7 protein-coding genes are annotated in these 14,076 nt (G+C 49.9%); 3 read left to right on the top strand and 4 right to left on the bottom strand.

Going from position 1 to position 14,076, the window contains the following annotated elements:
- Positions 1–2: 2 nt before the first annotated feature.
- From ACFOET_RS07660 to ACFOET_RS07650, 3 genes are all read left to right on the top strand, one after another.
- Complete coding sequence (locus tag ACFOET_RS07660; protein ID WP_379021222.1) at positions 3–2,381, top strand: endonuclease MutS2; 2,379 nt, start codon at positions 3–5, stop codon at positions 2,379–2,381.
- A 2-nt stretch (positions 2,382–2,383) separates the two neighbouring features.
- Positions 2,384–3,028 carry an MgtC/SapB family protein gene (locus ACFOET_RS07655; RefSeq protein WP_379021220.1) on the top strand — a complete coding sequence of 215 codons (645 nt, stop codon included), beginning with the start codon at positions 2,384–2,386 and terminating at the stop codon, positions 3,026–3,028.
- Positions 3,029–3,271: 243 nt separating this feature from the next.
- Positions 3,272–6,670: a TonB-dependent receptor gene (locus tag ACFOET_RS07650; RefSeq protein ID WP_379021218.1), complete on the top strand. Its 3,399-nt coding sequence runs from the start codon at positions 3,272–3,274 to the stop codon at positions 6,668–6,670.
- A 70-nt stretch (positions 6,671–6,740) separates the two neighbouring features.
- Here ACFOET_RS07650 and ACFOET_RS07645 read toward each other — a convergent pair whose 3' ends face one another.
- The 4 genes from ACFOET_RS07645 to ACFOET_RS07630 all read right to left on the bottom strand — a co-directional run bounded on the left by ACFOET_RS07645 (position 6,741) and on the right by ACFOET_RS07630 (position 14,001).
- Complete coding sequence (locus ACFOET_RS07645) at positions 6,741–8,216, bottom strand: amino acid permease (protein ID WP_379021216.1); 1,476 nt, start codon at positions 8,214–8,216, stop codon at positions 6,741–6,743.
- A 202-nt stretch (positions 8,217–8,418) separates the two neighbouring features.
- On the bottom strand, positions 8,419–10,662 hold the full coding sequence (locus tag ACFOET_RS07640) for a sodium-translocating pyrophosphatase (RefSeq protein WP_379021360.1): 2,244 nt from the start codon (positions 10,660–10,662) through the stop codon (positions 8,419–8,421).
- 152 nt (positions 10,663–10,814) lie between these two features.
- Positions 10,815–13,304, bottom strand: a complete 2,490-nt coding sequence (locus tag ACFOET_RS07635; RefSeq protein WP_379021214.1) for a S9 family peptidase — start codon at positions 13,302–13,304, stop codon at positions 10,815–10,817.
- 169 nt (positions 13,305–13,473) lie between these two features.
- Positions 13,474–14,001, bottom strand: a complete 528-nt coding sequence (locus ACFOET_RS07630; RefSeq protein ID WP_379021212.1) for an SAM-dependent methyltransferase — start codon at positions 13,999–14,001, stop codon at positions 13,474–13,476.
- Positions 14,002–14,076: the final 75 nt, after the last annotated feature.

The following is a 14,076-nucleotide window of genomic DNA, read 5'->3' as shown; positions in this document are numbered from 1 at the left end:
CTATGGTTTACCCAGACAATGCCGTAGATAAGCTTGGCTTTACGGATATAAAAACACTGATCAAAACGAAATGCCTGAGCCAGCCCGGCAGGGACCTGGTAGCGAAGATTCAACCGCAGACCCGCTTTGACCAAATTGACCGGTTTTTGCGGCAGGCACATGAGTTCAAGCAATTGTTGACTAATGACACGCCGCTTCCGGTCGACCACCTGTATCCCATCCGTCCGTTGGCGGAAAAAGTACGGGTAGCGGGAAGCTTCCTGTCAGCGGAGGAGTTATATAGCCTGCTGCTTTCCTTGAAGACCGTGTTTGCCATAATCGGCTATTTCAACGAAAGAGCCGGGCAGTACCCGAATTTAGAGGCACTATTTGAGCACCTTCCCATAGAAAAAGGAATCGTTTCTGCCATCGAACGGGTCGTCGATGCAAAGGGCAACGTGAAAACGAGCGCCTCGCCGGCGCTGGCGGAAATTACCGCCAACATCGCAAAGGCGGAGCAGGAAGCCCGCAAGCGTATCGATCAGGTGTTCAGGGCTGCCCAGCAAGCCGGATGGACCGCCGACGGCAACCTGACCATCCGGGATGGCAGGCTCTGCATACCTTTGCTGGCTGAACACAAACGCAAGGTAAAGGGCTGGATACACGACGAATCGGCTACCGGGCAAACGGTTTACATCGAGCCGGAGGAGGTATTCCATCTAAACAATAAGGTACGGGATCTTGAATTCGACAAACGACGGGAAGTTATCCGCATCTTAACCGAGCTCACGGACGAGTTGCGTCCGCACATACCACTGCTCTTAGACTACCACAACCTGCTGAGCAAGGTAGACTTCGTGCGTGCAAAGGCACTGTTTGCGCTTGACATCGAAGGTGAAATGCCCGAATTACATAAAGACACATCCATTTCACTACACAATGCGAGGCATCCCTTACTGTTGCTTAATTTCAAAGGTACGCAACAGACCGTAGTGCCACTGAATGTCGATATAAATGCCCAACAGCGCATCATCGTGGTCTCCGGACCGAACGCAGGGGGGAAGTCCGTATGCATGAAGACCATTGGATTGCTTCAGCTGATGGTTCAATCGGGGCTGCTTATTCCGGCAGACACCACCTCCAAAATTGGGATATTCCGGCAACTGTTCGCGGATATCGGAGATGATCAGTCAATAGAGAGCGATCTGAGTACGTATAGTGCGCATCTCTCGAAAATGAAACATTTTACCGAGCATGCAGATGCCAAGACGCTTATACTTATCGATGAGTTTGGCACAGGTACAGATCCGCTGTTCGGCGGTCCGATTGCAGAGGCCGTACTGGAAGTGCTTAATGGAAAAGGGGTAAGGGGCGTAGTGACCACACATTATTCCAACCTTAAAGTGTTCGCCAGCAATGCTGCCGGACTTGAAAATGCCTCCATGCTGTTCGATAATGTAGCTATGCGCCCGATGTATATCCTTCAGACCGGTAAACCGGGAAGCTCGTATGCTTTTGAAATTGCCGAAAAAATCGGGCTGGCACCCGCTGTTTTACAAGCGGCCAGGCAGAAAATAGGCGCTCAGCAAAAGCGGGTGGATACCTTGCTCGTTGATTTAGAGCGCGACAAGAAAGCGGTTTATGAAGCGAAAGCAGCCATAGCGCAGAAAGAGAGGCAGCTTGCAAAGCTGAAGGAAGAAAATGAGAAGCTGCAGGCTTATTTGGATGAAAATAAAAGAACGATTATCCATAAGGCCCGAGAAGAAGCCAGGGATATTATCAGGAACGCGAATAAGCTGGTCGAAAACACCATAGCGGGGATCAAGGAAAGCCAAGCGGAGAAGGAGAAGACCAAGGCGCTGCGGAAACAATTGGACGAGGAGCAGAAGAGGCATGCCATAACAACCGGCCAGCAGCAAGCTAAGCCCAAACAAAATCAATCCGACGAGGTTGCTATCAATGTAGATGACTGGGTTAAAATAATCGGAACGGGCAATGAGGCACAGGTGATCAGCGTTTCAAAGAACAATCTTGTGCTGGCCATGGGTGAATTGCGAACGGTACAGAAGCGGACGAATGTAGTACGTATTGACAAAAAAAATAAGCAAACACGTTCGCGGCAGGCGCATCAGGGCCGCGTCACAGACGAGGTGGCGTCTTTCAGGCCTGAAGTGGACGTGCGGGGTATGCGCACAGAGGCTGCCATCAACCAAATCGAGAAGTACCTGGACCGGGCGGTGATGATGGGCTTTCCGAGTCTAAAGATTGTACACGGCAAAGGAGACGGAATTTTACGTAAATTTATCCGGGACTACCTGCGAAAATATGGCGAGGTGGCTCGAATTGAAGATGAGCACCCAGACAGGGGAGGCGAGGGGATAACATATGCTTATTTAGAATAACAATGGAATTTTTGCCAGAAAACAACGATTTGATCGCCTTAGGCGTGTCTATCCTTGCCGGCAGCCTGGTGGGGTTGGAGCGGGAGTATAAAAATAAATCGGCCGGCTTCCGCACGATTGTGTTGATTTGTTTGGGCGCTACCGCGTTTACTATTGCGTCGAGGCACGGTGTTGGCAGCGACGACCGCATTGCAGCAAATATTATCACTGGTATCGGCTTTATCGGAGCGGGTGTGATTTTCAAGGACAAGTTTTCTGTGATGGGGCTTACAACAGCTGCCGTGATCTGGATGGTGGCGGGGATCGGAATGGCTGCGGGCATCGGTTATTATGGGCTTTCAATCACGCTGTCGGTTCTTACGGTACTCGTGTTGGCAATGTTCAATAAGGTGGAACATGCCATGGAACGGATTTTCCTGACACGCACGCTCCTCGTTGTTTTTCACGATATGGATGTCAAAAACCTGGAGGAGCTGAGACGCGCAATGGACAATCACCACATCAAGTATGCGCGCAAGACGATCAGCAAACGGGCGGGCAAACTGTCCGTGGTATTCGAGCTGACAGCCGACAGGAAAAATCTTCAACACTTCAACAATGAGATGATGGGTTTGGTTTATGTAGAGGAATTCTACTACAATTCCTGAGGGTAAATCTTTCCTTCGCTTGGCCGCCTCGACAAGCACGAACAGCTTAATCTTTTAACCTTTTGCAAACAATTCTTTTTGCATGAGCTTTCTGTTAATGGCTTTCCGATTTCAGACGTTGGCAAAGCCGTGTGTTTTTATCATAGTATATTAATGGTTTGTTAACATGGTGGTGCCCTAGAATTAAGGTACGCTTTTTACATTTGTTCGAAAACAACACACACACAATAAAAAACAGTCAGCATGAAGAAGTTTCTACTTTCAACAACGATGTTGTTCATCGCGGTATTATTGGCGCGTGGCCAAGTGACAACCAGCAGCATGACCGGTTCTGTTTTGCAGCAAAATGGCCTTGCCTCTGCCGGAGCCACCGTGCGGGCGACACATGTGCCAAGTGGCACAGCTTACACCACGTCAACGAACGAGAGTGGCCGGTTCAACCTGACCAATATGCGGATTGGCGGGCCTTACCGCGTTGAGATCACCTACGTGGGCCAGTCGCCCGAGGTGTATGAAGATATCTTTCTCCAACTTGGCCAGCCATATGTATTAAATGCGGTGTTCGGCAGCGGGAGCACCGCGCTTGACGAAGTAATCATCACCGCCTCGGGTACGATGAAAGTGGACCGGACAGGTGCCAGCACAAACGTGAGTACGCGGCAACTTGAAAACCTGCCACAGGTTAACCGGAGTGTACTTGAGTTTACGCGGCTTACTCCGCAGGCTACTGGTAATTCGTTTGCGGGGCGTGATGCGCGCTACAACAACCTCCAGATTGATGGGGCGAATTTCAACAATGGCTTTGGGCTGAGCAGCAACCCGATTCCAGGCGGTAATTCACAACCGATATCGCTGGATGCAATAGAAGAAATCCAAGTGAATATCGCACCGTTTGACGTTACCCAAAGCGGGTTTACGGGAGCTGGCATCAACGCGGTGACCCGCAGCGGTACCAACACCGTTCAAGGATCTGCATATTATTTTGGCCAAAACCAAAACCTGCAAGGGTATCGGATAGGGGAGGTGACGGTTGAAAAGGTAGACGCGGCAAAGCGAAACTTCGGTTTCCGTGTTGGCGGGCCGATTGTCCGTGATAAGTTGTTTCTCTTTATCAACGCAGAACGGGAAGAAGCAACCGGGGCCAACGCCTCCGGAGCGATTCTCTGGCGCGCATCCGAAAACGGGATCGCCGACCCCGACAATAACATTGCCAGGACCAGCCGTTCAGACCTGGAGGCGGTCCGTAATCACTTGATCAACGTTTGGGGGTATGACCCTGGCCGATATGAGGGCTATGCAAATGAAGCGGAAGAAGGAAGTACCAAGTTGCTTGCCCGATTGGATTGGAATATCAACGACAGGCATAAGTTTGCACTTCGGTATAATCAGGTGGTGGGAAATTCCATGCAGTTGGCCAATAATAATTCTGGTCCTAATCCGAGAAGCCAGACCAACCGTGTAAGCCAAAACTCAATTACATTTGAAAACGGACATTACGCTTTCAAAAACATCGTCCGCTCCATAACAGCAGAGCTAAACAGCAATTTCAACTCTAGTCTTTCCAACCAATTTCTGGCAACGTATTCGCGTATTCAAGATACCAGAAGCACACCCAGCGATCATCTTTTTCCATTCGTGGATATCTGGGACGGCACGGCAAATGGCAATAATTACATGAGTTTTGGTACCGAGCTGTTCTCGTATAAAAACGACGTTATCAACAACAACTATTCTTTCATAAACAACCTCACCTTACAAGCCGACAACCATAACTTTACTTTCGGCGCAGCATTTGAAATTCAGAACTTTGGTAATAGCTACACGCGGATGGGTACATCGTATTACCGATATGCCTCCGTGGCCGACTTTCTGACTACCGGTACGCCCGGTGAGGTTGCGCCGATCATGTTTGGTCTTACGTATCCCTACGAAGGGCAGGATACCTATGCACGGATCAATTTCGGCCTGGCATCGCTGTATGCACAGGATCGCTGGAATGTTGCGGATAACCTAACGGTGACCTACGGTCTACGGGCTGAGCTTCCCATCTACATGAATAAATTGACACCGAATCCTGCAATTGATGCACTACGGCTATTGGATGTCAATGGAAACCCAACGAACTATCATTCTGGTCTGTGGCCGAAATCCAGGTTGCTTGTGTCGCCCCGTTTCGGGTTGAATTATGATGTATTCGGCGACCGCTCATTGGTGCTTCGTGGTGGAACCGGATTTTTCTCGGGTCGTGTTCCGTTTGTGTGGTTGACGAATATGCCCACCAACGCAGGTGTACTACAGAATACCGTAGAGCCGAATGGCTATGGTGCTGTGGCCGATTGGATTGGAAACGTGCGCTTCAATCCCGATCCATACTATCACCTGAATAATCCGCCTGCCGGGGCAGAAAACGTCTTTATCAGAACGCCCCAGGACGGTGCCCCTAATTCGTTTGCCCTGGTAGACCGTAACTTCAAAATGCCCATGGTTTGGCGGACCAGCATTGGTGGAGATTACAATATCCCGAACACACCGCTGGTGGTTACGGGTGATTTCCTATACACAAAGGACATTAATGCGGTATTTCAATACGGCGCGAACAGGAGGACACCAAATACGTGGTTGAACTATGGTTCTTCCGGCGAGGTGGGAGACTATGGCGACAACCGGGCGTTTTTCCCGTCAGGAGTAGGTGCATCCAGCCCTGCAGCGTTTAATAGTGCGATCGGCGCCAATAATGCAACAATCCTGACCAACACAAATGTAAAAGGTTACGCGCTCAGTGCTACATTGGGCCTCAGCGTACCGTACTATCGCGGACTTAGTGGAAGTCTCTTTTATACTTATTCCGATGCTAAAGAAGTGAGTGCCAATTCCGGGTCCAGTGCAAGTTCGGCTTGGGGCGGCACGGCGACGATCAATGGGCCTAACGATCAGATCCTTTTCCCATCGGCTTTTGCCATGCCTCACCGTGTTGTGGCCAACTTGAATTACCGCATCGAATATGCGAACGCCCTGGCCACGACTGTTGGCGTCTATTATAATGGCGCGGCGCAAAACCGGTTTTCATACACTTACACCTCTGATATCAATAGAGATGGATACGCTGTGGATCTCGTTTATTTACCTAAAGACTTGAGCACGCTGCAGTTTGTCGATCGGGTTGATGCAAACGGCAACTTGCTCTTTACCGCCGCCCAGCAACGACAGGCGCTTGAAACGTTCATCAATGAAAATGGATTGGAGAAATACCGGGGTAAGTACTTACCAAGAAACGGATTCCTGATGCCCTGGCTGAACCGCTTTGATGTAAGGGTGTTGCAGGATATTTTTACCAACATTGGACCGCGCAGACATTCGCTGCAGTTGAGTGTCGATGTAATCAACTTCGGAAATCTGCTGAACAAAGACTGGGGTATACAAAGCCGCTTGAACACCGCGCAGAACTTGTTTGGGAACAGTTTGGTGCCGGGCACAGACAGCCAAGGCAGGCCAGTCCTGAATACGGTGGCAACACCTGAGTCGGGCATCCCCACGTTCAATATGAATGTTGTCAATGGCGAGCTCCCTACCACTCCATTTCAAAATGTAAGTACCGTGGCTACGACGTGGCAAATGCAGCTGGGGCTGAGATATATATTTTAATGCCGGATTGCAACAGCTAATCAAAAAGGCGGCCTTCTGTAAAATTGAAGGCCGCCTTTTTGTTCTATGCTTATTTTCCTGCCTCGGCTTCCTTCCTGATTTTACTATGGCGTTTGCCATAAATAAAGTAAATCACTACCCCGATAGCCATCCAAATGGCCAGGCGTTCCCAGCTCTCGATGGGCAGCGAAGCCATCATAGCGATGCACACGACGATGCCAAGAATCGGAACCAACGGGACCAACGGCGTGCGGAATGGCCGCGGTGTATTGGGGTTTGTCTTGCGCAACACCAGGATGCCGATGCATACCAATGTAAACGCGAACAACGTACCGATACTCACCATATGGCCCAGATCTGATACGGGTACGAAGCCAGTAAATATGCTGACAAAAGCCATAAAGATCAGGTTGGTTTTCCAGGGTGTTTGGTTTTTGGATAGGTCCGAAAAGAATTTAGGCAAGAGGCCGTCTTTGCTCATGGTATAGAATACACGGCTTTGGCCAAGCAGCATCACCAAAATCACCGAGGTGTAGCCCGTTAGTATGGCGATTATGAGCGCGGTATTTAGAAAGGTGTACCCCGTCTTGGCAAATGCCGTAGCCACGGGTTTGGCATCGCCGGCAAACAACTGATAATTCTCCAGGCCGGTCATTACGTAAGAAAACAATACGTATAGTACCGTACAGACCAATAACGAGCCAATGATACCGATGGGCATGCCCTTCTGCGGATTTTTTGCCTCCTGGGCGGCCGTGCTTACCGCATCAAAGCCGATAAAAGCAAAGAACACGACGCCCGCGCCGCGCATGATACCGCTGATACCGAACTGACCGAAATAGTCACCTGTGAAGAATTCGAAAAACCCTAATTGGCCGGACTTTACCAGTTCCTCACCTTCGTTTGTAGGAATGAACGGGGCATGGTTGAGTGGATTGATAAAACTCCAACCGAGCGCGATAAAGACCAACACGACAGCCACTTTCACGACGACCAGGATGTTGTTTACCAACGACGACTCCTGGGTTCCTCTAATCAATAACAGGGAAAGTAAGCACACAATCATAATGGCTGGGAGATTAATAATGCCCCCTTCCCACGGCCCATGCAGAAAATTATGTGGGATATGTATGCCAAATTCGAGTAAAAACTGGTTTAGATACTGTGACCAACTTGAGGCGACGGTAGCCGCACCAAGGGCGTATTCAAGCACCAGATCCCATCCGATAATCCAAGCTACGAATTCGCCCATGGTGGCGTATGAGTAAGTGTATGCACTACCGGCTACGGGAATCATGGCGGCAAACTCTGCATAGCAAAGCCCTGCAAACGCGCATCCGACAGCTGCCACAATGAATGAGATGGTCACCGCTGGTCCGGCGTTTTCAGCCGCCGCTATACCTGTGAGGGAAAAGAGGCCGGCGCCAATGATAGCGCCAACGCCCAGCGCAACCAAACCGCCACTTGATAATGTCCGTTTAAGTGTGCCTTCGCCGCTTTCCGATGCTTCGGCAACCAATGTAGGAATCGATTTTTTATATAACATACTGCTTTTCTTTTAGCAATTTAGGTTTTCCAGTTAGTACTAGCCAAACCTACAAATTTTTATTTTTTATGTGTACATTTTTTTGCTGTCGCCGTATGTAGTGTTTTGTTTTCAAAAAGGCTGATGGTTACGGATAAAAAAAAGGAGCTGTGCTAACAAACCCCTTTTTGCAACGTGAATCCCTTTGGACATATACACTACGCTATTGGTGCTTTTGCGCGAGGGAATATGCTTTTTCCTGTTCGACGTTTGGCATCACTTTTTCTATAGCCGTTTCTGTGTCGGCAATAGCATCGAGGCTGCCGCCTCCGACACTGATATGGGGGGCGATAACCAGGGACACAATAGACATCAGTTTAATCAGGATGTTCATCGATGGGCCAGATGTATCTTTGAACGGATCACCCACCGTGTCGCCGGTTACCGATGCTTTGTGCGCATCTGACCCTTTGTACTCCATTTTACCGTTGATCTCCACACCTGCCTCAAACGACTTTTTAGCATTATCCCACGCCCCGCCCGCATTGTTTTGAAACATTCCCAGCAATACGCCGGACACGGTAACGCCAGCTAATAAGCCGCCAAGGATTTCTGCGGAAGAAGTATCTTCGAAAACACCTTTGAAGCCAAAGCCCACCAGGATGGGAACAACCAGCGCGATGGCACCCGGAGCAATCATTTCACGGATAGAAGCTTTAGTTGAAATAGCCACGCATTTGTCATATTCGGGTTTGGCTTTGTATTCCATGATACCGGGTATCTCGCGGAACTGCCGGCGTACTTCCTCAACCATAGCCATGGCTGCACGGCCTACTGCTGCGATGGCCAGCGATGAAAAAATAAACGGAATCATCGCCCCGATAAACAGCGCGCCCAATACCGGTGCTTTGTATAAGTCTATGGAATCAATACCTGCTATGCCCACGAAGGCAGCAAACAGTGCTAGTGCAGTCAACGCCGCTGAGGCAATGGCAAAACCTTTGCCGGTGGCGGCAGTGGTGTTGCCCACGGCATCCAATTTATCGGTACGCTCACGCACCTCTTTGGGCAGTCCGCTCATTTCGGCGATGCCACCGGCATTATCAGCGATCGGACCGAATGCGTCGATTGCCAGCTGCATGGCTGTCGTGGCCATCATACCGGCCGCGGCAATAGCTACGCCGTATAAACCGGCAAATGCGTAAGACGTGATGATGCCGCCGGCGAGTATAATCGTCGGCACGGCGGTGGATTCCATGCCGACAGACAGGCCACCGATGATGTTGGTTGCATGGCCGGTGGATGACTGTTTTACGATGGAAGTGACCGGGCGTTTACCCATGGCCGTGTAATACTCAGTGACAATGCTCATCAATGCACCGACGATGAGTCCGATCACAATGGAAAAGAACACATCGAGCGAGGTGAAAGATACGCCCCGCAAATGCAGTTGATCGGGAAGCAGCCAGCCGACCACAAAATAGGAAGCAATAGCTGTAAACACGATGGACGACCAGTTGCCAAGGTTTAGCGCTTGTTGAACATCGCCCTGGTCGTTTTTTATCCTTACCAAAGAGGCACCCGCGATAGAGAAAATCAACCCTAAGCCGGCGATCAAAATCGGAAGCAGTATCGGGGCGATGCCTCCAAAATTGTCGTCCGATATAATTTCACGGCCCAGCACCATCGTGGCTAAGATTGTGGCCACATAAGAGCCGAAAAGGTCGGCACCCATGCCAGCAACATCTCCCACGTTGTCGCCTACGTTATCCGCAATAGTAGCGGGGTTGCGCACATCGTCTTCCGGAATGCCGGCTTCCACTTTGCCGACCAGATCGGCGCCGACATCGGCTGCTTTGGTATAAATACCACCACCCACTCGGGCGAAGAGCGCGATGGACTCGGCGCCAAGGGAAAATCCTGCCAGCACTTCAAGTGCTTTCTCCATTTCAAGGCCGTTGACATTGCCGCCGGTGCTGACCACAAACATTTGATAGAAAATGATGAATAGTGTCCCCATGCCCAACACGGCCAGACCGGCTACGCCGAGGCCCATGACAGTGCCGCCGGTAAACGACACCCTGAGCGCTTTTACGAGGCTGCTCCGCGCAGCCTGCGTAGTGCGCACATTGGCCTTGGTGGCAATGTTCATGCCGATGTATCCGGCAAAAGCTGAAATTACCGCCCCGATAATGAACGAAATGGCGATAACCCAGCTGGAGGTTTCTACCAATGTGCCGGACCACGCCAACAGGATGGCGGCAATGATTACGAAATAGGAGAGAACCTTCCATTCCGCCCGCAGGAAAGCCATCGCGCCCTCCGCGATGTGGCCGGCCAGTGATTGCATTCCTTCTTCGCCCGCGTCTTGCCTAACGACCCACGCTGACTTTACAATCATAACGATAATGCCAACCAGTCCGAGCACTGGAATCAAATAAATCAAATTTGCTTGTAGAAAATCCATCATAACCGATTCTATTGTTTACAAATGCGTTACATTATCAAAAAATAGGTCTCAACAGCGCGTGGCCAAAAATAAGATGCTTATTGTAATTATCAAATTTATTTGTATGAATTCGTAAGTTTTCGAATAGACTTTTATTGTTTCTTGTTTTGTTATCGCTTACGCGGCATTTCACGGTTTATTTCAGTGATGTCTACACCGTCTTTGTGGTCGCCCAGCAGATGTTCGCAGAAATAATCACCCATTTTCCAGAAGAAATACTCGGTCATGTCGCCGAAGCCGTGACGTTGGCCCGGCAGCAATAGAAAATCAAACCGTTTGTTGGCCTTGATGAGTGCCTCTGCCATGCGGATGGTGTTGGCAGGGTGTACATTGTTGTCGATATCGCCCGTCGCGAGCAGCAGGCGCCCTTTTAGATTCCCGGCGAGTTCAGTGTTTTTCTCAATGGCATAGGAGAAGGTCGTATCACCTTTGGATGATACGCGCTCAGTGACGCCGTGATGCCGCTCGCTCCACCAGCGGTTGTAGATGTTGTTTTCGTGATTGCCGGCACCAGATACCGCCACCTTGAAGAAGTCCGGATAAACCAGCATTGCCGCCGTAGACATGAAGCCACCACCGGAATGCCCCGTGATCCCTACCCGGTTGATGTCGATGAACGGATGGCGGTCGGCCAATTGTTCGGCGGCGGCTTTCTTATCGGCCAAGCCGTAATCCCGCAAGTTGCCGTACCCGTAATTGTGATACCATTTCGAACGCGCGGGATGTCCGCCCCGGTTGCCTACGGTAATGACCACAAAGCCGAATTGAGCCAAGCGGTCAATGCGGTCCATGCTGCGGCCGAACGCTTTGTTTACCGCTTCGGTCTGCGGTCCTGGATAAACATACTCGATAAGCGGATATGTCTTGGTGGAGTCGAAATCAAACGGCTTGTACATGACGCCGTACAGATCAGTGATGCCGTCATCTGCCTTTACGCTGAACGGTTCGGGAAATTGGTATCCTGCCGCAAAGAGCTGCGATAGGTCGGCCGTCTCCAGATCCAGGATTTTCTGTCCTGCGCTGTTAAAAAGGGCTGATTGGGGCACAGTGTTTACCCGTGAATAGTTGTTAATGAAAAACTGGTTGTTTTCATCCATGTCGGCTTGGTGGTCATAGTCGCCTGGATTGAGAAGCTTTATGCCGCTACCATTGAGGTTAATGCTGTAAAGGTGCTGATAATAGGGGTCTTCGCCAGATTCGCGGCCATTGGCGACGAAATATAGCGTGCGGGTTTTTTCATTCACCCCTGCCACATCGGAACAATAGAACTCGCCCGAGGTGATCTGGTTCTTTATGTTGCCGTTGCCATCATACAGGTAATAGTGCCCCCATCCATCGCGTTGTGACCAGAAAATAAATTCGTCGCCGCCATTGATTAACTCAGGCCGCCGGATATCGAGGTAGGTGTTTGCGCGTTCTTCCACCAGCACCGATACCTTTCCGTCGACACTTACGGTACCCATATCAATACGCTTAAGGTCCCGGCTGCTCCGGGCGAAGAAAAACCGGTCGTTGGTACCCAACCATGTGTTGACCTGTATATCGTCAAGATTTCTCTTGGGGGGCTGAGGCTTCGTCCATACGGACAGGGTCTGGTTTTTAAAAGCGGCTACATTGATCTGACGTGGTTGCTTGGTGGCAAAATCAAAGAGGTATAATCCCTGTTCGGTGCTGTCTGTTTCTCCGGGCATCTGGTACTTATACGTTTCCAATGTTGGGCGCTTGCCGCCGACGTTGTTAATGACCCAAAGGGCATTGAGGTGCCGGTTGTCTTTGCGTGTCACGACGAAATGCCTTCCATCGGGCGACCAAATAATACCTGCGCGCTTGCGCTTGTTTTTCTCATCTTCATCTACTTTTTCATCGCCCGTGGTGACACTTCGGTCATCACCGCCCCATGCGAAATACTGCACCCCATCGGTGGTAAACTGATGCTCCACAATGGTACTGTCCTTTTCGTCCTTCCGTGCTTTTTCATAATTTTCTCGATCCATCCAGAACAGGTTGTAATTCTTTGCAAAAATGACTGTATTCGTGTCCGGTGAAAACGAGGCCCACGACAGCTGCGGTTTGGGCTTCAATGAATCGGCGAGTTCCACGAGCTGCCGGGTTTGCAGGTCGTATTCCAGGTAAAATACCTTTTTTTTGAGCGAATCGGTTTTGTTCTTGCTTTTCTCTCGCTCCTCCTTGCTTTTCAAGGTGTCCTTGGTGCTGTTTACCTCAAAGCGAATACGTCGTTCGTCATCCGTGAATGTCAGGGTGCGGATGTCGAGGTGCTGAGCATCAAACGGGTCTTTGACAATCCGTGTAAGCTGTGCTGCGAGATCGGCGTTGTCAAATAACGGGTCCTTACGGCGGTTGGCCGGATCAACAACGTACCAGTTTTTTCCTGCCGGAGTTTCATATGTATACCAGAAACGATTGGTGTGTTTGAGCCATCTCGGGCTTACTGTAGTGGAAAAAATCAAGCGTTTTAGCTTTTCAGGCGAAAATCGGGCTGCCAGTTGGTAATTTGCTTTGGGATTTTGTAAATTTTCTTGCGCGTAGCCGACGGTTAACGCTAAAAACGCCGACAGCAATAGGGCATAACCTTTGTGCATGGTCAATTAAATGATAAAACAGTGAATACCGCGCAAGATATGGGTTTTGGTCGATATGATGGGGCTCAGGAATGTAATATTCGCGTGATTTGGAAAACCAGAAGACCGAAGTCGGCAAAAATTCACAGATTTTTAAACGCAACTTCGGTCTTCTGTTTTCAGAACCTGGCTAACGGATCGTCCACAGGTAAACCTTGTCGTTGCCCACTTCCACGACTTTCTCTGCTTCCCAATCGCCCATGTCAAAATCGTGCGATACGATACGGCTTCCGGGTTTCAGCTCTTTCTGCAATTTAGACCTCAGTTTCAAATTTACAGACGGGAGCAAATACATGGTAACCACATTAGCCTTGCTGAAATCAAAATCAAACAAGTTACCTTCCACGAATTTCACCTTGTCTGTGACGCCAGCCTTCTGCGCATTTTGGTTGGCCTCCTTGATACGCTGCGGATTGAGGTCCACACCCACGCCCGTGGCACCAAATTTTTTGGCTGCTGTGATGACGATGCGGCCATCGCCGCAGCCAAGGTCATACACTACATCTCCTGGCTTGACCCCAGCCAGTTCCAGCATTTTTTCTACCGTTTCCTGATTAGTGGGCACGTAAGGCACATCAAGTTGCGGTTCTTGGGCATACACACTCGTGCATACGCATACAAATAGGGCAATCAACCAATTTTTAACGTTGTTCATCATGTTCATTTTTTGTGTTACACATCAGTTATTTATAAACAATTTATTACCAAGACTTGTTTCGGAGCTGTTATCTTG

Source organism: Parapedobacter deserti, from assembly GCF_042646065.1.
Taxonomy (GTDB): domain Bacteria; phylum Bacteroidota; class Bacteroidia; order Sphingobacteriales; family Sphingobacteriaceae; genus Parapedobacter; species Parapedobacter deserti.
Note: the sequence above shows the minus strand (reverse complement) of the source record. Positions and strands in the feature narration are given on the sequence as shown.